18 protein-coding genes are annotated in these 20735 nt (G+C 65.9%); 5 read left to right on the top strand and 13 right to left on the bottom strand.

The genetic code is table 11. From position 1 onward, the window contains the following. Positions 1–93: 93 nt before the first annotated feature. Positions 94–993 carry a LysR family transcriptional regulator gene (locus HU751_RS08325; protein WP_186734088.1) on the top strand — a complete coding sequence of 300 codons (900 nt, stop codon included), beginning with the start codon at positions 94–96 and terminating at the stop codon, positions 991–993. On the opposite strand, the gene HU751_RS08320 is transcribed toward HU751_RS08325, so the two are convergent. Next, the gene (locus HU751_RS08320) at positions 981–1772 is read right to left on the bottom strand and encodes an N-acetylmuramoyl-L-alanine amidase (RefSeq protein WP_189657394.1); all 792 of its coding nucleotides are present in this window, start codon (positions 1770–1772) and stop codon (positions 981–983) included. The genes HU751_RS08325 and HU751_RS08320 overlap by 13 nt on opposite strands. Before the next feature lie 111 nt (positions 1773–1883). On the opposite strand from HU751_RS08320, the gene xseA reads away from it, so the two are divergent. From xseA to leuA, 3 genes are all read left to right on the top strand, one after another. Continuing rightward, a complete protein-coding gene (gene xseA / locus HU751_RS08315; RefSeq protein ID WP_186734090.1) occupies positions 1884–3263 on the top strand; it encodes an exodeoxyribonuclease VII large subunit in 1380 nt (459 codons plus the stop codon). A gap of 3 nt (positions 3264–3266) precedes the next feature. After that, positions 3267–4094: a M23 family metallopeptidase gene (locus tag HU751_RS08310; RefSeq protein ID WP_186734091.1), complete on the top strand. Its 828-nt coding sequence runs from the start codon at positions 3267–3269 to the stop codon at positions 4092–4094. A gap of 369 nt (positions 4095–4463) precedes the next feature. Next, positions 4464–6137: a 2-isopropylmalate synthase gene (gene leuA, locus HU751_RS08305; RefSeq protein ID WP_186713889.1), complete on the top strand. Its 1674-nt coding sequence runs from the start codon at positions 4464–4466 to the stop codon at positions 6135–6137. Between the two features lie 286 nt (positions 6138–6423). On the opposite strand, the gene HU751_RS08300 is transcribed toward leuA, so the two are convergent. Genes HU751_RS08300 through zwf form a run of 3 tightly spaced genes read right to left on the bottom strand, consistent with a single transcriptional unit; the run spans position 6424 to position 9285 of the window. Further along, a complete protein-coding gene (locus tag HU751_RS08300) occupies positions 6424–7098 on the bottom strand; it encodes a bifunctional 4-hydroxy-2-oxoglutarate aldolase/2-dehydro-3-deoxy-phosphogluconate aldolase (protein ID WP_050704151.1) in 675 nt (224 codons plus the stop codon). A gap of 17 nt (positions 7099–7115) precedes the next feature. After that, positions 7116–7829: a 6-phosphogluconolactonase gene (gene pgl / locus HU751_RS08295; RefSeq protein WP_186734092.1), complete on the bottom strand. Its 714-nt coding sequence runs from the start codon at positions 7827–7829 to the stop codon at positions 7116–7118. Continuing rightward, positions 7816–9285 (bottom strand): glucose-6-phosphate dehydrogenase, encoded by a 1470-nt coding sequence (gene zwf, locus HU751_RS08290; RefSeq protein ID WP_186734093.1) that lies wholly within the window; start codon positions 9283–9285, stop codon positions 7816–7818. Before zwf ends, pgl begins: the two co-directional genes overlap by 14 nt. A 191-nt stretch (positions 9286–9476) precedes the next feature. On the opposite strand from zwf, the gene hexR reads away from it, so the two are divergent. Further along, on the top strand, positions 9477–10340 hold the full coding sequence (hexR, locus tag HU751_RS08285; protein WP_172402443.1) for a DNA-binding transcriptional regulator HexR: 864 nt from the start codon (positions 9477–9479) through the stop codon (positions 10338–10340). Here the strand turns inward: hexR and HU751_RS08280 are convergent. The 9 genes from HU751_RS08280 to HU751_RS08240 form a co-directional block, all read right to left on the bottom strand. Next, positions 10333–11187, bottom strand: a complete 855-nt coding sequence (locus tag HU751_RS08280; protein ID WP_186734094.1) for a D-hexose-6-phosphate mutarotase — start codon at positions 11185–11187, stop codon at positions 10333–10335. The genes hexR and HU751_RS08280 overlap by 8 nt on opposite strands. Positions 11188–11305: 118 nt before the next feature. After that, positions 11306–12649: a carbohydrate porin gene (locus HU751_RS08275; protein ID WP_186734095.1), complete on the bottom strand. Its 1344-nt coding sequence runs from the start codon at positions 12647–12649 to the stop codon at positions 11306–11308. Positions 12650–12708: 59 nt separating this feature from the next. Further along, entirely contained in the window at positions 12709–13857 is a 1149-nt protein-coding gene (locus HU751_RS08270) for an ABC transporter ATP-binding protein (RefSeq protein ID WP_186734096.1), read from the bottom strand. A gap of 3 nt (positions 13858–13860) precedes the next feature. After that, the gene (locus HU751_RS08265) at positions 13861–14706 is read right to left on the bottom strand and encodes a carbohydrate ABC transporter permease (protein WP_084943463.1); all 846 of its coding nucleotides are present in this window, start codon (positions 14704–14706) and stop codon (positions 13861–13863) included. Continuing rightward, complete coding sequence (locus HU751_RS08260; RefSeq protein ID WP_050704143.1) at positions 14699–15607, bottom strand: carbohydrate ABC transporter permease; 909 nt, start codon at positions 15605–15607, stop codon at positions 14699–14701. Before HU751_RS08260 ends, HU751_RS08265 begins: the two co-directional genes overlap by 8 nt. A 124-nt stretch (positions 15608–15731) precedes the next feature. Further along, positions 15732–17018, bottom strand: coding sequence for an ABC transporter substrate-binding protein (locus HU751_RS08255; RefSeq protein WP_186734097.1), 1287 nt, complete (start codon positions 17016–17018; stop codon positions 15732–15734). A gap of 115 nt (positions 17019–17133) precedes the next feature. After that, on the bottom strand, positions 17134–18351 hold the full coding sequence (locus HU751_RS08250; protein WP_186734098.1) for a D-mannose isomerase: 1218 nt from the start codon (positions 18349–18351) through the stop codon (positions 17134–17136). A gap of 179 nt (positions 18352–18530) precedes the next feature. Further along, positions 18531–19985: an ATP-binding protein gene (locus HU751_RS08245; RefSeq protein ID WP_186734099.1), complete on the bottom strand. Its 1455-nt coding sequence runs from the start codon at positions 19983–19985 to the stop codon at positions 18531–18533. Further along, positions 19969–20664: a response regulator gene (locus tag HU751_RS08240; RefSeq protein WP_189657396.1), complete on the bottom strand. Its 696-nt coding sequence runs from the start codon at positions 20662–20664 to the stop codon at positions 19969–19971. The genes HU751_RS08245 and HU751_RS08240 overlap by 17 nt, the downstream gene beginning before the upstream one ends. Between the last annotated feature and the right edge of the window lie 71 nt (positions 20665–20735).

Here is a 20735-nt window from a genome sequence, read left to right as displayed (position 1 = left end):
GCAGTTCCTCGGGAGACCACTGAAGGTTAGCCAGCGACCAGCCATGCCGACTAATATGCCTTTACGCCATGAGCTATCTGAAAAAGGCATGACATGACTTCGATCCGTCAGCTGCGCTATTTCGTCGAAATCGCCGAGGCCGGCAGTTTCAGCGCCGCCGCCGAGCGGCTGTACATCGCCCAGTCGGCCCTCAGCCGGCAGATCAAGGAGCTGGAGCTGCACCTGGGGGCCGCACTGTTCGAACGCACCGCCCGCCAGCCACGGCTGACCGCCGCCGGGGTTGCCTTCCTCGACCGCGCCCGGCGCCTGCTGGCCGACCTGGACAAGGCCGAACGCCTGGCCCGCGAGGTCGGCCAGGGCCTGCGCGGCAGCCTGCGGCTGAATCACTCCAGTACCGTGCCGTTGACAGGTCAACTGCTGCAGCGCCTCGGCGGTTACCTGGAGGACAACCCCGGCGTCTCCCTGGAGATCGCCCAGCAATCGTCGGAGGCGCAACTGGAGGACATCGCCGAGGGCCGTCTGGAGATCGGCCTGCTGCGCCTGCCGGTGCTGCGCCAGCACGAGGGCGTTGAGCTGCATGCGTTGTTCGACGAGCCCCTGCTGCTGGCGGTGGCGGCAAGCCACCCACTGGCCACGGTGGGCAGTGTCCGGCTGGGGCAACTGCGCGAGGAACGCTTCATTTCCATTCCCCATCGTCAGCGCGGCGGGTTGAGCTACCTGTCGGCGTCGTTGTGCATGAACGAGGGATTCTTTCCCCAGGCGGCGCAGGTGGTGTCACGCAAGACCACGCAGCTGCAGTTGATCCAGGCGGGGTTCGGGGTGGCGTTGCTGCCCCTGAGCATGCGCGAGATCGCCCCGCCCTCGGTCAGCTTCGTGCCGCTGGCCGAGGCCTGCCAGAGCACCGTCGCCCTGGCCTGCCGACGCGACGCGGGAGCGCTGTCGAGAAAACTGCTGGACCGCCTGAGTTCAACACAGGGCGATCAGGGCATGTAGCGCTCCACCAGGGCAAAGACGATCGCCGCAGTCTCGGCATCCAGCACACCGTCAAAGTTGCCCGGCCGGAAATGCAGCTGGAACGCCCTGAGCAGCGCACGCACCTGAGCCGGATCAGGGCTCGTCGGGAAGCTGTAGCCGTATCGGCGAAGCTTGTCGAGAACGACCTTGCTCTGCGGCAGGCAGCCCGCGAAGCGCTGCTGGTAGTACGCCTTGCGCGCCTCGTCATACCAGGCACCGATACCGGCCTGGTGCAGGGCCTGCCAGGGAAAAGCAGCGCCCGGGTCGCTCTTGCGGCCAATGGCGATGTCGCTATGGCCGACCACCTGGGTCGGCGTGATGTCCGGATAGCGCTGCAGGATCGCCTGGCCCAGCTGGATCAAGGCTTCCACCTGCTGCGGGTGATAGGGCGGGAACACGAACTGGCCGTAGCTCACCGACGCCTGGTTGACGATCTCGATGCCGATCGACGTATCGTTCAGGTTGCTGCGTCCGGCCCAGCCGCTGACACCCGCGTGCCAGGCGCGCTCGTTCTCGTCGACGAGGTTGAAGGTGCGCATCGCGTCGAAACCTGCACTCGCGAAGCTCGGATCGGACGGGTCGGGCACCAGGTAATGGGCACTGACCTGGGTGCCGTTGACCAGCGCATTGATCGAGCCGTTGAAATTGACAGCTGTGTAATGCAGCACCAGGAAGCGCACCCGTCGGTTGAAAGCCTTGGAGCGGTAGGTATGGGCATCTATGGGGTACACGGCGAATCTCCTCAAGGAATCAGGCATCCAGACTGCATCGCCGTGTATCGGAGCCGGCAGCCGGAAATGCTCCCAAGGTTGGGCATGCCAGCAGCCGGCACAGTGCATCCGCGCGATAGCTCCTTTATGATGCCCGGCATGATCAGAGACCCTTTCGAACGACTCGGCCTGGACCGCGAGGTCCTCACCGTCAGCCAGCTCAACGGCCGCGCCCGCGTGCTGCTCGAGGACGTGTTCCGCAGCGTCTGGGTGGAAGGCGAGATTTCCAACCTCGCCCGCCCGGCCTCCGGCCACATGTACTTCACCCTCAAGGACAGCGGCGCGCAGATCCGCTGCGCGCTGTTCCGGCAGAACGCCGCCCGCGTGCGCCAGGCCCTGCGTGACGGCCTGGCGGTAAAGGTGCGCGGCAAGGTTTCGTTGTTCGAGGGCCGCGGCGACTACCAGCTGATCCTCGATACCGTTGAACCAGCCGGTGACGGCGCCCTGCGCCTGGCCTTCGAGGCGCTGAAGGAAAAGCTCGGCGCCGAGGGGCTGTTCAGCACCGAACGCAAGCAGCCACTGCCGGCCCACCCGCAGCGCATCGGCATCGTCACCTCGCCCACCGGCGCGGTGATCCGCGACATCATCAGCGTGTTCCGGCGCCGCGCGCCGCAGGTCGAACTGAACCTGATCCCCACCGCCGTGCAGGGCCGCGAGGCCATCGCGCAGATCGTCCGCGCCCTGCAGATGGCCGACCGGCAGGGCTTCGACGCGCTGATCCTGGCCCGAGGCGGCGGCTCGCTGGAAGACCTCTGGTGCTTCAACGAAGAGGCCGTGGCCCGTGCCGTGGCTGCCTGCGTGACGCCGATCGTCAGCGCCGTGGGCCACGAGACCGACGTGTCGATCAGCGACTTCGTCGCCGACGTGCGTGCGCCCACACCATCAGCCGCCGCCGAACTGCTCGCCCCCGACAGCAGCGGCCTGCAACAGCGCCTGGACAGCCTGCAGCGGCGCCTGTTGTTGCGCATGCAGAGCCGCCTGGCCCATGACCGCCTGCGCGTGGAGGGCCTGGCCCGGCGCCTGCGCCACCCGGGCGAACGCCTGCGCCAGCAGGCCCAGCGCCTGGACGATCTGGACATGCGCCTGCGCCGCGCCTTCGCGCTGACCATGAGCCGACGCCACGAACGCCTCGGCCGCCTGGACATGCGCCTGGCCGCGCAACACCCGGGACGTAACCTGAAACTGCTCAAGCAGCGCCTGGACAGCCTGGCCGAACGCCTGCCACGGGCCATGCGCGAGGTGATCAAGGACCGCCGCCAGCGCTTCCAGGCGCAGTTGCAGACGCTGCAGGTGGTCAGCCCATTGGCCACCCTCGCCCGCGGCTACAGCATCCTCCTCGACGAGCGCGGCCAGGCCATCCGCAGCGCCGCGCAGACCCACAACGGCCAGCGCCTGACCGCCCGTCTCAACGAAGGCGAGCTCAAGGTGCGGGTCGAGGACAACCACCAGACTCCGGTCACCCTCTCGCTACTGGACTGACACATGCCCCGCCTGTTCGCGCCCCTGCTCGCCCTCGCCCTGCTGCTGCCGCTCACTGCGGCCCAGGCCAGCTACATCACCCGCGCCCTCGACAAGCCGGTGCCCGGCGGCGTGGCCGTGGTCAACCTGGGGCCGGCCGCCAGCGCGCCGAGCGCCCGCTTCGACGGCAAGCCGGTGCTGGTGGTGAAGGAGCAGGACAACTGGCTGGCCATCGTCGGCATCCCGCTCACCCAGAAGCCCGGCAGCGCCGTGCTCAGCCAGGGTGGGCGCGACATCCGCTTCAGCGTGGGCAGCAAGAAATACCCCGAACAGCACATCACCCTGAAGAACAAGCGCCAGGTCAACCCCGAGCCCGAGGACCTCAAGCGCATCGACCGCGAGCTGGCCGAGCAGGTCAAGGCCTACCGCAGCTTCAGCCCGACCCTGCCGAGCAACCTGATTCTCGACAAGCCGGTCAACGGCCCGCTGTCGAGCAAGTTCGGCGTGCGCCGCTTCTTCAATGGCGAGGAGCGCAACCCCCATGCGGGCCTTGACTTCGCCGTGCCGGCCGGCACGCCGATCAAGACCCCGGCCAACGGCAAGGTGATCCTGGTGGGCGACTACTTCTTCAATGGCCGCACGGTGTTCGTCGACCATGGCCAGGGCTTCATCAGCATGTTCTGCCACATGTCGAAGATCGACGTGAAGCCGGGGCAAGTGCTGCGCCGGGGCGAGGTGGTCGGCCGCGTGGGCTCGACCGGCCGGGCCACCGGGCCGCACATGCACTGGAACGTCAGCCTCAACGATGCGCGGGTCGATCCGGCAATTTTCATCGGCGCGTTCCAGCCCTGAAAGCGCAATCGCGGGGCAAGCCCGCTCCCACGCAGCCATGGTGGGATCGTGGGAGCGGGCTTGCCCCGCGATTTGCGCAACGAAAAAACATCACGCAATAAAATCTCAACAAACCCTAATCAACGGCCACAAAAACTCAGAAGCATCGTTTTTTTAAGCATTCCTCTCAATTTTCCCGCAATGCTTGCCATCCCCCAACCCACTGGTTAGGGTTGAGCCTATGAACATCTTCAGCACCCTGCTCCGACAACACCGCAGCCTCTGCCTGGTCAGCGCCCGACTACCAGGGTGAATCGCGTCGCCTCGCCTTTTTCTCTCGTTTTCGTTTGGCAGGCCCGATCACGGCCGCACATAAAAAGGATTGCTTCCATGACCATGCTCAAAGACCCATCGAAGAAATACCGCGCGTTCCCGACCATCGACCTGCCCGACCGTACCTGGCCGTCGAAGACCATCACCCAGGCGCCGATCTGGTGCAGTTCCGACCTGCGTGATGGCAACCAGTCGCTGATCGAGCCGATGGACTCGGAGAAGAAGCTGCGGTTCTGGAAGACCCTGGTGCAGGTGGGCGTGAAGGAAATCGAAGCCTCGTTCCCGTCGGCCTCGCAGACCGACTTCGACTTCGTGCGCACCCTGATCGAAGACGGCCACATCCCGGACGACACCACCATCCAGGTGCTGACCCAGGCCCGTGAAGACCTGATTGCCCGTACCTTCGAGTCCCTGCGCGGGGCCAAGAAGGCCATCGTGCACCTGTATAACGCCACCTGCCCGTCGTTCCGCCGCATCGTCTTCAACCAGGACAAGCAGGGCGTGAAGGACATCGCGGTCAACGCCGCCAAGCTTTTCGTCAAGTACGCCGCCCAGCAGCCGAACACCCAGTGGACCTTCCAGTACTCGCCTGAAACCTTCAGCGCCACCGAACTGGAATTCGCCAAGGAAGTGTGCGACGCGGTGATCGAGGTGTGGAACCCGACCCCCGAGCACAAGATCATCCTCAACCTGCCGGCCACCGTCGAGGTCGCCACGCCGAACGTCTACGCCGACCAGATCGAATGGTTCTGCCGCAACATCAACCGTCGCGACAGCGTGATCATCAGCCTGCACACCCACAACGACCGTGGCACCGGCATCGCCGCCACCGAGCTGGGCCTGATGGCCGGCGCCGACCGTGCCGAAGGCTGCCTGTTCGGCAACGGCGAGCGCACCGGCAACGTCGACCTGGTCACCCTCGCCCTGAACCTCTACACCCAGGGCATCGACCCGCAGCTGGACTTCTCCGACATCGACGGCGTGCGCAAGGTCGTCGAGGAGTGCAACCAGCTGCCGGTGCACCCGCGTCACCCGTACGTCGGCGACCTGGTCCACACCGCCTTCTCCGGCTCGCACCAGGACGCCATCCGCAAGGGCTTCGCCAAGCAGCAGGACGGCGAACTGTGGGAAGTGCCGTACCTGCCGATCGACCCGGCCGACATCGGCCGCAGCTACGAGGCGGTGATCCGCGTCAACAGCCAGTCGGGCAAGGGCGGCATCACCTACCTGCTCGAGCAGGAATACGGCATCAGCCTGCCGCGCCGCATGCAGATCGAGTTCAGCCAGGTGGTACAGGGCGAGACCGACCGTCTCGGCCTGGAAATGACCGCCGAGCAGATCTACAAGCTGCTGCAGAAGGAATACCTCCAGGCCAACGCACCGTATGCGCTGGTCAGCCACCGCCTGCAGGAAGAGAACGGCAGCAGCCACGTGCAGGTGGAAGTCTCCGGTGAAGGCGAGACCACCCTGCACTGGCACGGCAAGGGCAACGGCGCCCTGGAAGCGCTGGTCGCCGGCCTGCCGGTCAGCGTGGAGATCATGGACTACAACGAGCACGCCATCGGTGCCGGCACCAACGCCAAGGCGGCGGCGTACATCGAACTGCGCGTGGCCGGTGGACGTCCGGTGCACGGCGTGGGTATCGACGAGAACATCACCACCGCCAGCTTCAAGGCGCTGTTCAGCGCGCTGAACCGGTCGCTGAGCCAGCAGCAAGCCAAGGCGGCGTAAGCCTTCGCCGATGATCGAAGCCCGCATCCCCGATGCGGGCTTTTTCATGCTTGTTGCTTTGGCCTGCGTCCGCCCGCGTAGGAGCGGCCTTGTGCCGCGAAAGGGCCGCAAGGCGGCCCCAGCGATCTTTGCATGAACACTGAAACCGGGGGCCGCTGCGCGCCCCTTTCGCGGCACAAGGCCGCTCCTACAGGGGGATGCGTGAATCCCCAAAGCGCAACTGCAGGCAAAAAAAAGGGGCGCCGACCAAGCGCCCCACAAGCCGTGTAGCACACAACGAAATCTTTCAGTCCAGCAACGCCATCGCCTCGGCGCTGCACGCCTCGATCCGCGCCCAGTCACCGTTCTTGATCCAGCTGCTGTCGAGCATCCAGGTGCCACCCACGCACATCACATTGGGCAGGGCCATGTAGTTGCGCACGTTGGCCGGGTTCACCCCGCCGGTCGGGCAGAAGCGAATGTCGCCGAACGGGCCGGCAAAGGCCTTGATCGCCGCCACGCCGCCACTGATCTCCGCCGGGAACAGCTTGAAACGGCGGTAGCCCAAGGCATAGCCCATCATGATTTCCGACGGCGTGCTGATGCCCGGCAGCAGCGGAATGTCGCTGTCCACGCCCGCTTCGAGAATGTCCTGGGTGATGCCCGGGGTGACGACGAACTGCGCGCCCGCGGCTTCGACGGCGGCGAACATGCCGCGGTCGAGCACGGTACCGGCGCCGACGCACAGCTCCGGGCGCTGCTCGCGCAGCACCTGGATGGCCTTCAGGCCGTGCTGCGAGCGCAGGGTCACTTCCAGGGTGCGGATGCCGCCGGCAGCCAGGGCGTCGGCCAGGGGCAGGATGTCTTCCTCACGGGCGATGGTGATCACCGGCAGGATGCGCGCCTTGTCGCAGATCGCGTCGATCCGCGCGGCTTTGTCGGCCATCGAGAGCAAAGGCTGTGGGCGTTCGAGGGTGGTCATGACAATGGATCCTTGGCTCATGGGCACCAGTAGATGTCCAGGGGGTCGTGAAGAAAGGCGCGAATCGGCATTTCGGTAGGGTCTTCGGCCGCCAGGGCGGCACGCAGGGTGGCGAGCTTGCCCGCGCCTTGCACGGACAGGGCGATGAAGCCGGCGCTGGCCAGCAGCGCGCGGGTCATGCTCAGGCGCTGGTGCGGCACGCTCGGCGCCAGCATCGGCAGGCAGCGACGCTCACCGACCTTGGCCAGGCCCTGGCGCAGGTTGGGGCTGGCCGGGAACAGCGAGGCCGTGTGGCCGTCGTCGCCCATGCCCAGCACCAGCACATCGATCGGCGGCAGGTCGGCGAGCACCTGGTCGGTCTGCTCGGCGGCGGCCTCCAGGGTCGCGGCGCTTTGGTACAGGCCGATGAAGCGCGCCTTGGCCGCACCGCCCTTGAGCAGGTGACGGGCCAACAGGCCGGCGTTGCTGTCGTCGTGCGCCACCGGCACCCAGCGCTCGTCCGCCAGGCTCACGGTGACCTTCGACCAGTCCAGCGCCTCTGCCGCCAGTTTCTCGAGAAACGGCACCGGGCTGCGGCCGCCGGACAGCACCACGCAGGCCTGGCCCTTGCTGGCGATGGCCTGGCGCAGGCGCTCGGCCACATCACGGGCCAGGGTCGCCGCCAGGGTTTTCGCATCAGCCAGCTGATGCGCCTTCACCGTCGCCGGCAGTTGCAGTTCAGATATCGCCATACCAGGCCCTCCCATCGCGAGTGATCAATGCAATCGAGCTCATCGGCCCCCAGGAACCGGCCGCATAGGGCTTGGGCGCGTCGCCGCTGGTTTTCCAGCCGGCGATCAGCTGATCGCACCATTTCCAGGCGTATTCGATCTCGTCCTTGCGCACGAACAGGTTCTGGTTGCCGCGCATCACTTCCAGCAGCAGACGCTCATAGGCGTCCGGAATCCGCGCGCTGCGCCAGGTGTCGGAGAAGTTCAGCTGCAGCGGGCCGCTGCGCAGCTGCATGCCCTTGTCCAGGCCCTGCTCCTTGGTCATCACCCGCAGCGAAATGCCTTCGTCCGGTTGCAGGCGGATGATCAGTTTGTTGCCGATCTGCAAACGCTGTTCCGGGGCGAAGATGTAGTGCGGGGTTTCCTTGAAATGGATGACGATCTGCGACAGTTTCTGCGGCATGCGCTTGCCGGTGCGCAGGTAGAACGGCACCCCCGACCAGCGCCAGTTGCGGATATCGGCGCGCAGGGCGACGAAGGTCTCGGTGTCGCTTTGGGCGTTGGCGTTGTCCTCTTCCAGATAGCCCGGCACCGGCTTGCCGTCGCTGAAACCGGCGATGTACTGGCCGCGCACCACATGGGTGCTCAGGCCTTCGCCAGTGATCGGCGCCAGTGCCTTGAGCACCTTGACCTTCTCGTCGCGAATGCTGTCGGCCGACAGGTCGCTGGGCGGGTCCATGGCGATCAGGCAGAGCAGCTGCAGCAGGTGGTTCTGGATCATGTCGCGCAGCTGGCCGGCCTTGTCGAAGTAGCCCCAGCGGCCCTCGATGCCGACCTTCTCGGCGACGGTGATCTCCACATGGGAGATGGAATTCTGGTTCCACTGGGTTTCGAACAGGCTGTTGGCGAAGCGCAGGGCGATCAGGTTCTGCACCGTCTCCTTGCCCAGGTAGTGGTCGATGCGGTAGACCCGGCTCTCGGGGAAGAACCGCGCCACGGCGTCGTTGACCCGGCGCGACGACTCCAGGTCGTGGCCGATGGGCTTTTCCAGCACCACGCGGGTGCGCGAGGCCAGGCCGGCCTTGTCGAGGTTCTCGCAGATCGCGCCGTAGACCGCCGCCGCCGTGGCGAAGTAGGCGATCAGCGGCTGCCCGCTCGGCGCCTGTTCGGCCAGGGCCTGGTAGCCCTCGGGTTCGACGAAGTCCAGGTGCAGGTAGCTCAGGCGCCCGAGGAAGCGCCCCAGGGAAGCGGCATCGATCTCGGCCTCCGGCACATGGCGGCGCAGATGGGCTTCGATGTTATTCAGGTGTTCCTGCACGCTGCCCGGCTCGCGGGCCAGGGCCAGCAGGCGGGTGTCCGGGTGCAGGAGGTCGGCGCGGTCGAGCTGGTAGAGCGCGGGAAACAGCTTGCGCAATGCCAGGTCGCCGAGGGCGCCAAAGAGGGCGAAGGTGCAGGGTTCGACACTGATCGCGGCCATGATGTTGGTTCTTTTATAAATGTTGGACTAGGAATACCGGTTTCAACCCTGCTTTTCAAGGGTTAATGTAGTAAAAACCACAACATTGAATACAGCCATTACAGACAAGTGGTGTGACAATCTTACCGACAGTACGATACACGCCACCGCAAAAAGCCTGCTTCCCGACCCAAGGACACACCATGGACCGCGTGCGCAACCTCCTGGAACAGATCCAGGGCCGCCTCGACGAGCTGAACAAGGCCGAACGCAAAGTCGCCGAAGTCATCCTGCTCAACCCGCAACAGGCCACCCGCTTCAGCATCGCCGCCCTGGCCCAGGCGGCCAAGGTCAGCGAACCGACGGTCAACCGCTTCTGCCGCTCGTTCGGCGTCAGCGGCTACCCCGAGCTCAAGCTGCAGCTGGCGCAGAGCCTGGCCAGCGGCGCCGCCTATGTCAGCCGTGCGGTGGAGGCCGACGACGATCCGGCCGCCTACACCCAGAAGATCTTCGGCAGCGCCATCGCCTCGCTGGACAGCGCCTGCCAGGCGCTCGACCCGCAGCAGGTCAGCCGTGCCGTGGACATGATGATCCAGGCCCGGCAGATCCACTTCTTCGGCCTCGGCGCCTCGGCCCCCGTGGCCCTCGACGCCCAGCACAAGTTCTTCCGCTTCAACCTCGCGGTATCGGCCCATGCCGATGTGCTGATGCAGCGCATGCTGGCCTCGGTGGCCCACACCGGCGATCTGTTCGTGATCATTTCCTACACCGGGCGCACCCGCGAGCTGGTCGAGGTGGCGCGCCTGGCCCGGGAAAACGGCGCCTCGGTGCTCGGCCTGACCGCCGCCGGCTCGCCCCTGGCCCAGGCCTGCAGCCTGAGCCTGCACATTCCGCTGCCGGAAGACACCGACATCTACATGCCGATGACCTCGCGGATCATCCAGCTCACCGTGCTCGACGTGCTCGCTACCGGCATGACCCTGCGCCGCGGCGTGGACTTCCAGCCGCACCTGCGCAAGATCAAGGAAAGCCTCAACGCCAGTCGCTACCCGATCGAGGACGACGACCTCAACTGAGCCGGTGCGCCTGCAGCCGCAGGTGCGCCCGCTCCCCCGGCGCCAGGCTCAGGCCCTCGCCACTGCCGCTGGCCGCCTCGACACAGACGAAGCCCTGGCATTCACGCCCGGTCACGCCCATCAACGGGCGATTGCCTGGGTGCCAGACCACGGTGTCGTCGCTGTCGCCGGTGTCGATGCACAGCTCGCGCTGCCAGTCCGGGTCCTGCAACTGCACCTTGGGTGTACCGGGATAGACCTTCTGGCAGCCGCCCTTGAGGGTCAGCGCGCCATCCTCGCGGCAGGCCTGGCGATTGAGGCGATCGTAGCCTTGGATATCCTCGAGTCCGGACAGCGCTATCTTCGACACGTCGCTGATTCGCCAGTAGGCCAGCAGCGCATGGCTCAGCTGGCAGGGCTCGCTGTCCTGGTGTTCGGTGCTCAGGCTCAACTCCATGCTCGCGCCAAGCCGGGCGTGCAGGTCGACCTGCCAGTCGCACAGGTCCAGGCGCCACTTCAGGGTCACGCCCTGCTCGTCCTCAAGGCTGTCCACCAGCTTCCAGTCCAGCAGGCGCGCCCAGCCGTGAGCCGGCCACAGGTCCTCGCTGGGATGACGGCCATACCATGGCCAGCATACCGGCACGCCCCCACGGATGGCGCCCACCTGCGGCCACTGCTCGGCGCACCACAGCCAAGGCTTTTCGCCGGCCGGCTGGAAATGCAGCAGCTGCGCGCCCTGACGGCTGAACACCGCCTGGCAGCGTGGATGGTCGATGATCAGCACATCGCGCTGCTGGTAACGCTCCCACTCGAAGGTCGGCCTGGGCCGTTGCGAGGTGAAGAAGCGATGTAGCGGATGTTCAGGCATGGTTCCGAGCTCTTTTGTTGTTCGAGATAGCGCTGTCTCGACCCGTGCCCGCTAACCACTGCTGGCCAGTGGTTAGCGGTAGGTCGAGATGGATGGCGTAAATTTACAACAATTTTTCTCAGAATGACGACTGAATCTTCAACCCCGCGACCAGCGCGTTATCCACCTCGTCCACACCGCCCGGGCTCTTGATGTACTGCAGGTTCGGGCGCACGGTCAGCCAGTTGGTGACGTGGAAGCCGTAGTAGAGCTCGGCGTTGTACTCGGTGCGTTGCAGCGGCTTGAAGCCCGGGTTGTCGTAGTCATTGATACCGCTCTGGGCATTGAGCAGCTCGGCGCGCTTCTTCACGTCGTCGTTGACGTGGATGCGGGCGATGCCGAAGCCGATGTCGTCCTTGGGCCGGGCGTCGAAGGCGCCCTTGTAGACCAGGCCGACCTGCTGGTAGTTGTCGACCACGTTGGTGGCCTTGTCATGCACGGTGAAGTTGGCGAACAGGCTCAGGCCACGATTGACGTCGCCGGCATGGGCGGTGACCTGCTGCTGCGCCACCACCCACCAGCCGTGCTTGCTGGAGTGCGACTTGAACGCCGCGCCGGTCAGCGCCTGCGGGTTGCCGTTGATGTCGTCGTAGACGTCGTCGGCCTTGGCGGTGCTGTAGTAGTAGCCCAGGCGGTACTCGCCCGGCAGGCCGTTGACCTTCGGCGACCACACCGCCTCCACCGGCAGGATCGCGCCCTTGGTGCCGCTGCCGCTGAGCTTGAAGCCGTTGCCGGTCTCAAGGTTCGACGGGTTCTGCTCGTAGGCGCCGACCTGGACGAAGAATTCCGGGGTGATGTTGTACTTGACCCGCAGCGCCCACTGGCTGACCGGCCAGTTGTACCAGATGCCGCCGACCCAGTTGCCCACCTGCGAGCCGCAGAACGCCAGGTTCTGGAAGTCGCAGGGGAAGCTGTTGAAGTCCTCGCCCTCGCCGAAGCGGCCGAATTTCACGTCCAGCGCGCCGTCGAAGTACTTCTGCTTGATCCACATCTGGGTCAGGCGCCAGGTCTGGCCCCGCCCCCAGACCTCCTGCACCGAGCTGAACTGCCCGGCGCGCGGGTCGCTGATGCGGTCGTTGGACAGGTTGCGACCGCTACGCTCGGTGATCGCCAGTTTGAACTCGGTGTCCTTCCAGCCGAAGATCTTCTCCAGGTCCAGGTGCGCGCCCAGGGCGAACTGGTCGCTGTAGCGCGCGGTCTTGTCGTCGTTGTAGCCGCCGTTAAGGTTGCCGGCCACCTCGCCGACGTAGTCGAGGGTGAAGTCGTAGCCCTTCTCCAGCAACTCGGTGCGGGTGCCGCCCCAGTCGCCGGTCATCCATTTCGATTCCGACGAGAAAGCCTCGGCGGCCTGGGCCCCACTGCTGCCGACCACGGCCAGCAGTGCCAGTGAACCCAGCGTCCTGATGCGATTGCGATGTTCCATCCCTTTGCGTCCTCTTTTCTTGTTATTAACAGAACGGTTTAACGGCGTTCGCGTTTGGCTTATCGGCCTTTGAAACGCGTCACGTTGTCCTTTACGGCGGTGGCGGCAAGGTCCAGGCGTTCGCCGCTGCCGGCGTCGAACAGCAGCACCCGCGCCGGGTCGAACTGCAGGTTGAGGCTGTCGCCGACCCGGCATGCCACATCCGGTGCCAGGCGGCAGCAGACCTTGGTTTGATTGAGGGTGACGAACACCAGCAGGTCCGGGCCGGTGGGCTCGGTGACCTGCACTTCGGCGCGGATGCCCGGCAGGCCATTGCCCTGCTCCGCCCCCAGGGCGATCTGCTCCGGGCGCACGCCGAGGATGATCTCGCGGCCTTCCAGCTCGTCCGCCGCCACGCCCAGCGGCAGCTCGCAGCGCGCCTGGCCGCTGTCGAGCAGCGCCAGCACGCGGCCGTCCTGCTTCGTCAGGCGCACCGGGATGAAGTTCATCGGCGGCGAGCCGATGAAGCTGGCGACGAACAGGTTGGCCGGATCGTTGTAGATCTGCTGCGGCGTGCCGAACTGCTGGATGATGCCGTCCTTCATCACCGCCACCTTGTCACCGAGCGTCATCGCCTCGATCTGGTCGTGGGTGACGTACACCGTGGTGGTCTTCAGGCGCTGGTGCATCAGCTTGATCTCGGTGCGCATCTCCACCCGCAGCTTGGCATCGAGGTTCGACAGCGGCTCGTCGAACAGGTAGATCTTCGGCCGCCGCGCCAGAGCCCGGCCCATGGCCACGCGCTGTTGCTGACCACCGGACAGCTGCCCGGGCTTGCGCTCGAGCAGGTGCTCGATCTGCAGCAGCTTGGCGACCCGCGCCACCTCCTGGTCGATGGCGGCCTGGGGCATCTTGCGGATCTTCAGGCCGAAGGCGATGTTGTCGCGCACGTTCATGGTCGGGTACAGCGCGTAGGACTGGAACACCATGGCGATGTCGCGATCCTTCGGGCTCATGCCGCTGACGTCCTCGTCGTCGATGAGGATCGCCCCGCCGCTGATGCTTTCCAGGCCGGCGATGCAGTTCATCAGCGTCGACTTGCCACAGCCCGAGGGGCCGACCAGGATCAGGAACTCGCCGTCCTTGATCGCCAGCTGGATGTCCTTGAGCGTGTCCGGCAGGCCCACGCCGTAGGTCTTGTGCACATTGCGAAGTTCGAGTGTTGCCATGACTTACCCCTTGACCGCGCCGGCGGTCAGCCCGCGCACGAAATACTTGCCCGCGACCACGTAGACCAGCAGCGTCGGCAGCCCGGCGATCATCGCCGCGGCCATGTCGACGTTGTATTCCTTGGCCCCGGTGCTGGTGTTGACCAGGTTATTGAGGGCCACGGTGATCGGTTGCGAGTCGCCGCTGGAGAACACCACGCCGAACAGGAAGTCGTTCCAGATCTGGGTGAACTGCCAGATCAGGCAGACCATGATGATCGGCGTCGACATCGGCAGGATGATCCGCCCGAAGATGGTGAAGAACCCGGCGCCGTCCAGGCGCGCGGCCTTGACCAGCGCCTCGGGGATGCTCACGTAGTAGTTGCGAAAGAACAGCGTGGTGAAGGCCAGGCCGTACACCACGTGCACCAGCACCAGCCCGCTGGTGGTGCTGGCCAGGCCCAGCTTGCCGAGGGTGAACGAGGCCGGCAGCAGCACGGTCTGGAACGGCAGGAAGCAGCCGAACAGCAACAGGCCGAAGAACAGTTGCGAGCCACGGAAGCGCCACATCGACAGCACATAGCCATTGAGCGCGCCAATCGCGGTGGAGATCAGCACCGCCGGCACAGTGATCAGGATCGAATTGACGAAGTAGCCGCTGACCGTGGCCCAGGCCTTGCTCCAGCCAATGGCGGTGAACGCGGTCGGCCAGCTCAGCAGGTTGCCGCTGCCGATGTCCTCGGGGGTCTTGAAGCTGGTCAGCAGCATCACCACCAGCGGCACCAGGTACAGCAGCACGGCCAGCAGCAGTACGGCGTGGATGGCGATACGGCTGAGGTTCAGTGCGGGTTTGTCGGTCAGGCTAGTCATGGCGTTTGCCCCGCAATTCGGAATACAGGTACGGCACCAGGATCGCCAGGATCGCGCCGAGCATCAGGATCGCGCTGGCCGAGCCCATGCCCATCTGCCCGCGACTGAAGGTGAACGAGTACATGAACATGGCCGGAAGGTCCGAGGAATAGCCCGGGCCGCCGGCGGTCATCGCCGCCACCAGGTCGAAGCTCTTGATGGCGATGTGCGAAAGGATCATCAGCGAGCTGAAGAACACCGGGCGCAGGCTGGGCAGCACCACGGTCCAGTAGATGCGCGGCAGGCTGGCGCCATCGAGCTGGGCGGCGCGGATGATCGACTGGTCGACGCCGCGCAGGCCGGCGAGGAACATCGCCATGATGAAGCCCGAGGCCTGCCACACGGCGGCGATCACCAGGCAGTAGACCACGCGGTCGGGGTCGATCAGCCAGTCCAGGCGAAAGCCTTCCCAGCCCCAGTCGCGCAGCAGCTTGTCCAGGCCCATGCCGGGATTGAGCAGCCACTTCCAGGCGGTGCCGGTGACGATCATCGACAGGGCCATGGGGTACAGGTAGATGGTGCGGATGAATCCTTCGCGGCGGATGCGCTGGTCGAGCAGCACGGCGAGGAACACGCCGATGGCCAGGGTGATGCCGATGAACAGGCCACCGAACAACAGCAGGTTCTTGCTCGCCACCCACCAGCGGTCGTTGTCGAACAGCCGGGCGTACTGCGCCAGGCCCGCCCACTTGTAGGTGGGCAGGAAGGTCGAGGTGGTGAACGAGAGGACGAAGGTCCACAGGATGTAGCCATAGAAGCCCACCAGGACGATGAACATGCTCGGCGCCAGCACCAGCTTCGGTAGCCAGCGCTGCAGCGCGTCCAGGGGGGAGGCCCGCAGGCGGGCGGTTGCTGTGGTCATGATCTGGATTCCCGATGCACCGAATCGCGGGTCAAGTCGCATCGGCGCACCGCCGCTCCCACGCCGACAGTGGATTCATCGTGGGAGCGGCGGTGCGCCGATGCGACTTGCCCCGTGATCGGGGTTACTTGGCGGCGTTGACTGCGGCGGCCAGTTTCTTCGCCGCATCCGCAGGATCGGCCTTCGGATCGTTGATGTAGTTGGTCACCACATCGAAGAACGCCCCCTGCACCGCCAGCGTGGTCGCCATGTTGTGCGCCATGCTCGGTTGCAGGCCACCGGTCTTGGCGTCGGCCAGGAAGTCCTTGGCCGCGGTCTGGGCGCAGCTGTCGAAGCCATGCTTGCCCATGTCGGCGAGCATGTCGTTACGCACCGGGATCGAGCCCTTGTTGGTGCTGAAGACCTTCTGGAACTCCTCGCCCAGCACCTTGCGGGCGATGTCCTGCTGGCCCGCCGCCGTGCCCTTGTCCTTCTGCTTGAACACCACCAGCGAGTCGATGTTGTAGAGGAAGGCCTGGTCGGTGCCGGGGAAGGCCACGCACTGGTAGTCCTTGCCGGCGGTTTTCTTGGCCAAGGTCCATTCGCTCTTGGCCCAGTCGCCCATGATCTGCATGCCGGCCTTGCCGTTGATGACCTTGGCCGCCTCCAGGTTCCAGTCCTGGCCCTTGCCGTCAGGGTCCATGTAGGTGGCGACTTTCTTCAGCTCGGTGAGCGCCTTGACCATCTCGGGGCCGGTCAGGGCCTTTTCATCCAGCTCGACGAGAGCCTTCTTGTAGCCTTCGACGCCCATCACCGAGAGCACCACGCTCTCGAACACGGTGCTGTCCTGCCACGGCTGGCCACCGTGGGCCAGCGGGATGAAGCCGGCGGCCTTGAGCTTGTCACCGGCGGCATAGAATTCTTCGAGGGTGGTCGGCGCCTTGTCGATGCCGGCCTTCTTGAACACTTCGGGGTTGATCCACAGCCAGTTGATGCGGTGGATGTTGACCGGCACGGCCACGTAGTCGCCGTCGTACTTGACGGTGTCGGCGACCTTCTTGTCGAGCAGGCTGTCCCACTTCTCCGCTTTGGCCACATCCTTGAGCACATCGGGATCGAGCAGGCCGGTCGCGGCCCAGTCCTGGATATCCGGCCCTTTGATCTGGGCCACGGCGGGCGGGTTGCCGGCCACCGCGCGGCTCTTGAGCACGGTCATCGCGGTGGCGCCACCACCACCAGCCACGGCACCGTCCTTCCAGGTGAAACCATCTTTCTCGACCTGGGCCTTGAGCACGTCGACGGCAGCTTTTTCACCACCGGAGGTCCACCAATGGACGACCTCCACGTTGCCTTTGGATTCGGCGGCATGGGCATTGAGCGAGCAGAGTGAGGCGAGGGAGATCGCGGCGGCGAGACGAAGCGTCGAATGCATGGGAATACCTTTCTTGTTGTTATGCGAGGCAAGACTGTCGCTTGCATGGCATGGAGTGTAAGGAGCCCGCGCCCGCCGCCAGGTAACGAACGGATGCGCGAATGTCATCATCTGGTTACATAGCCAGGGCCGTGGCCAGGCTCGGCGCCAGCGGCAGGCGCGGCAGCAGCAGGGCCTGGTAGGCGTGGTAGAGGTCGGGCTTGCCGCCCCAGATCCGCGCACTGGGCAGCAGCGCCGGGTCCAGCTCGTGGTGCCAGCTGCCGTGGCTGCGGTCGATGAAGTGGCTGGCGATGAAGTCCCAGAAGCAGCGATACCAATGTTCGTATTGCGCCTCGCCGGTACGCCGCAACAGCGCCGCAGCGGTGGCGCTGGCCTCGGCATGCACCCAGTGCAGGCGCTCGCGCACCACCGGGCGGTTGCGCCAGTCCAGGGTGTAGACCAGCCCCGGCGTGCCATCGGCCTGCCAGGCATGCTTGCAGGCGCTGTCGAACAGGCCCCTGGCGGCGCGCAGCAAGGACTCGGGCGCGGGCAGTTGCGCCCGTTGCAGGGCCGCTTCCAGGTGCAGCACCAGGCGTGCCCATTCGAAGGCATGACCGGGCGTGGTGCCATAGGGGCGGAAGCCGTCGGCGGGGTTGTCGCGGTTGTAGTCGGGCAATGCCTGCCAGTGCTCGTCGAAATGCTCGGTGACCCGCAAACCATCGGCGGCGGCCTGGGCCAGGATCAAGCGTTCGACGATCCGCAGGGCGCGGCGCAACCACAGGGTATCGCTGGTCACATCAGCCAGGGCGAGAAACGCCTCGACGCCGTGCATGTTGCTGTTGGCGCCACGGTAGGCCTCCGCCTGCCGCCAGTCGCGGGAGAACGACTCGCGCAGGGCACCCTTCTCCTCGCACCAGAAGCGCTGCTCGATAACTTGGACCACAGCATCCAGCAGTGCCTGGGCCGGTGTGACACCCGCTACCACCGCCGAGCTGGCGGCAAGGGCAACGAAGGCATGCAGGTAGGCGGCCTTGCCGGTGTCGCCGTGGCCTTCAGGCTGCGCGTACCAGCCGTCGTGCTCCTGGTCGCGCAGCGGGCCCAGCAAGGCCTCGACGCCATGCTCGACCAGCTCGCGGCAACCCGGAACGCCCTGGATATGCGCCAGGGCAAAGCTGTGGGTCATGCGCGCGGTGTTCATGGTCTCGGCCAAGGCGCAACGGGGCAGGCGGCCTTCGTCGTCGAGGTTGCCGAACCCCTGGGGCAGGCGCGAAGCCCTGGCGAAGGCGAGCAGGCGCAGGGCCTCGGCGTCGAGCCAGGCATGGTGTGTCGGGGAGTCGATCCAGCGGTTGGCCATGGGCGTGGTCTTCCTTGTTGTTGTCAGCCGATTCTAGTCAGCCGTCCTGGCTGGCATGTCACGAAGACCGGCTCGATTGTCACCACATCGTTACATCGAAGCCCTTATCGCGGGGCAAGCCCGCTCCCACGCCAGCCGCGCATGTTGGCGTGGGAGCGGGCTTACCCCGCGATGAGGGCTCATTCGGCGGTACGGGGTAGATACAAAGTCACCCGCAACCCACCCTCACGCAGGTTGAACAGGCTCACCTCGCCGCCATGGCTGTGGGCGATGTTGCGCGCGATCCCCAGCCCCAACCCATAGCCCTGCTGCTGCCCGGCCAACCGGAAGTGCGGCTCGAACACCTGCTCAAGACGTTGCTCCGGCACCCCCGGCCCCTGGTCGTCCACCTGCAGGACGAAGCTCTCGACACTGTCGAGGATCCGCAGGTGCGCCCGCTCGCCGTACTTGATGGCGTTGTCGATCAGGTTGCCGATGCAGCGGCGCAGGGCCAGCGACTTGCCGGGGTACGGCGCCAGCGCCTGTCCCTCGAGGGTGATGCGGCCGTCGCCGAGGTAAGGCTCGGCGAGCATCTCCAGCACCTGGTTGAGGTCGATCGGCTCGATGTTCTCGTGAATATCGGTGTCCTTCACGCACTGCAACGCACCCTTGACCAGCAGCTCCAGTTCGTCGAGGTCGCGGCTGAATTTCGCTTGCAGCTTCTCGTCCTCGAGCAGCTCGACCCGCAGGCGCAGCCGCGTGATCGGCGTGCGCAGGTCGTGGGAGACGGCGCTGAACAGCTGGGCGCGCTCAGTGAGATAGCGGCTGATGCGCTCGCGCATGCTGTTGAACGCCCGCCCCACCTCGACCACTTCGCTGCCGCCGCCCTCGGCCACCGGGGGCACGTCGGCGCCCAGCGACATTTCCCGCGCCGCCCGCGCCAGGCGCTTGAGCGGCCGGCTCTGCCAGTGCACCAACAAGCCGATGAACAGCAACAGCAAGGCGGTGGTCATGGCGATGAAGCCGATCTGCTGACGCGGCAGGCGCTCGGCCTCGAGGCTGGTGTAGGGCTCGGGCAGCAGCGAGGCGATGTACAGCCACTCACCCTCGCCCAGGCGGATCTGGGTCACCAGCACCGGCGGGTTGAGCGGCTCCAGAGTCAACGAGTAGTGCGCCCAGGAGCGAGGCAGCTCATCGAGTTTCAGGCCGCTGTTGAAGATCCGCAGGTCGTCGGGGCTGACGAACTCAACGGAGATCTCCATCTGCTGGCCCAGGCGCTCGTGCAACACCTCCTGGAACACATCGATCACCGCCTGCTTGCGCGGGGTGATCGGCAGCACCGGCATCTCCAGCGGCTTGACGTTGAGCGAGACGAAGAAGCGCGTCCCGCCCATGCTGCGCAACTGGTCGAGGACCATGGGTCGGTAGGCCACCGGCAGCGAACGGAAGTAGCTGACGCTGGCGCTCATCGAATGAGCCAGGCTGCCGGCGCTGGCACGCAGACCCTGCAGCTGGCTGGCGCGCAGTTGCGCCACCCAGATCAGGCTCGACAGCCCCTGGGCCAGCAACACCACCAGCAAGGTCAGCAGCAGCATGCGCCCCAGCAGCGAGCGCGGCAGCAGGCGCCAGCGGCGCTCGCTAGGCCGGGCAGACATTGGCCGCCAGCAGGTAGCCGCTGCCGCGTACGGTGCGGATCAGCCGAGGGGGTTTTTCCGTGTCGCGCAGGCGCTGGCGCAGGCGGCTGACCGCCATGTCGACGATACGGTCCAGCGGCATCGGCTCGCGTCCGCGGGTGGCGTTGCCGATGGTGTCGCGGTCGAGGATCTGCTGCGGATGGTCGAGGAACAGCTTGAGCAGGGCGAAGTCGGCGCCAGAGAGGATCACCTCCTCGCCATCGCGGTGGAACAGGCGATGGCTGATCGTGTCCAGCCGCCAGTCGTCGAAGGCCAGCACCGCGCTGGCCGGCGCCGCCTGGCCGAAATCGGCGCGGCGTAGCAGGGCCTTGATCCGGGCCTGCAGTTCACGTGGGCTGAAGGGTTTGCCGAGGTAATCGTCGGCGCCCAGCTCAAGGCCGATGACCCGGTCGGCCTCGTCGGAGCTCGCGGTCAGCATGATGATCGGTACCCGCGCCTGGCGCGGGTGCTGGCGGACCCAGCGGCACAGGCTGAAGCCGTCCTCGTCGGGCAGCATCACATCGAGGATCACCAGGTCGTAGGAGCTGCCGTCCAGGGCGCGGCGAAAGCCCTGGCCATCGGGTTCGGCATGGACCTGCAGGCCGCAGCGGGCAAGGTAGGTCTGCAACAGTTCGCGAATGTCCTGGTCGTCGTCGACCATCAGGATCGATTTGCCGGCAGTGGTCACAATGGTCAGTCCTCTTGTAAACGCAGGTCTTCATGCCTGCTGTA

It is taken from the genome of Pseudomonas peradeniyensis, assembly GCF_014268935.2.
Taxonomy (GTDB): domain Bacteria; phylum Pseudomonadota; class Gammaproteobacteria; order Pseudomonadales; family Pseudomonadaceae; genus Aquipseudomonas; species Aquipseudomonas peradeniyensis.
The sequence above is the reverse complement of the archived record's forward strand: the minus strand, read 5'-3'. Positions and strand labels throughout refer to the sequence as shown.

Bases quoted from the DNA above. Each gene is read 5' to 3' on its own strand.
- HU751_RS08325 (WP_186734088.1), top strand. From the start codon at position 94: ATGACTTCGATCCGTCAGCTGCGCTATTTCGTCGAAATCGCCGAGGCC.
- HU751_RS08320 (WP_189657394.1), bottom strand. From the start codon at position 1,772: ATGCCTGATTCCTTGAGGAGATTCGCCGTGTACCCCATAGATGCCCAT.
- xseA (WP_186734090.1), top strand. From the start codon at position 1,884: ATGATCAGAGACCCTTTCGAACGACTCGGCCTGGACCGCGAGGTCCTC.
- HU751_RS08310 (WP_186734091.1), top strand. From the start codon at position 3,267: ATGCCCCGCCTGTTCGCGCCCCTGCTCGCCCTCGCCCTGCTGCTGCCG.
- leuA (WP_186713889.1), top strand. From the start codon at position 4,464: ATGACCATGCTCAAAGACCCATCGAAGAAATACCGCGCGTTCCCGACC.
- HU751_RS08300 (WP_050704151.1), bottom strand. From the start codon at position 7,098: ATGACCACCCTCGAACGCCCACAGCCTTTGCTCTCGATGGCCGACAAA.
- pgl (WP_186734092.1), bottom strand. From the start codon at position 7,829: ATGGCGATATCTGAACTGCAACTGCCGGCGACGGTGAAGGCGCATCAG.
- zwf (WP_186734093.1), bottom strand. From the start codon at position 9,285: ATGGCCGCGATCAGTGTCGAACCCTGCACCTTCGCCCTCTTTGGCGCC.
- HU751_RS08280 (WP_186734094.1), bottom strand. From the start codon at position 11,187: ATGCCTGAACATCCGCTACATCGCTTCTTCACCTCGCAACGGCCCAGG.
- HU751_RS08275 (WP_186734095.1), bottom strand. From the start codon at position 12,649: ATGGAACATCGCAATCGCATCAGGACGCTGGGTTCACTGGCACTGCTG.
- HU751_RS08270 (WP_186734096.1), bottom strand. From the start codon at position 13,857: ATGGCAACACTCGAACTTCGCAATGTGCACAAGACCTACGGCGTGGGC.
- HU751_RS08265 (WP_084943463.1), bottom strand. From the start codon at position 14,706: ATGACTAGCCTGACCGACAAACCCGCACTGAACCTCAGCCGTATCGCC.
- HU751_RS08260 (WP_050704143.1), bottom strand. From the start codon at position 15,607: ATGACCACAGCAACCGCCCGCCTGCGGGCCTCCCCCCTGGACGCGCTG.
- HU751_RS08255 (WP_186734097.1), bottom strand. From the start codon at position 17,018: ATGCATTCGACGCTTCGTCTCGCCGCCGCGATCTCCCTCGCCTCACTC.
- HU751_RS08250 (WP_186734098.1), bottom strand. From the start codon at position 18,351: ATGGCCAACCGCTGGATCGACTCCCCGACACACCATGCCTGGCTCGAC.
- HU751_RS08245 (WP_186734099.1), bottom strand. From the start codon at position 19,985: ATGTCTGCCCGGCCTAGCGAGCGCCGCTGGCGCCTGCTGCCGCGCTCG.
- HU751_RS08240 (WP_189657396.1), bottom strand. From the start codon at position 20,664: ATGGTCGACGACGACCAGGACATTCGCGAACTGTTGCAGACCTACCTT.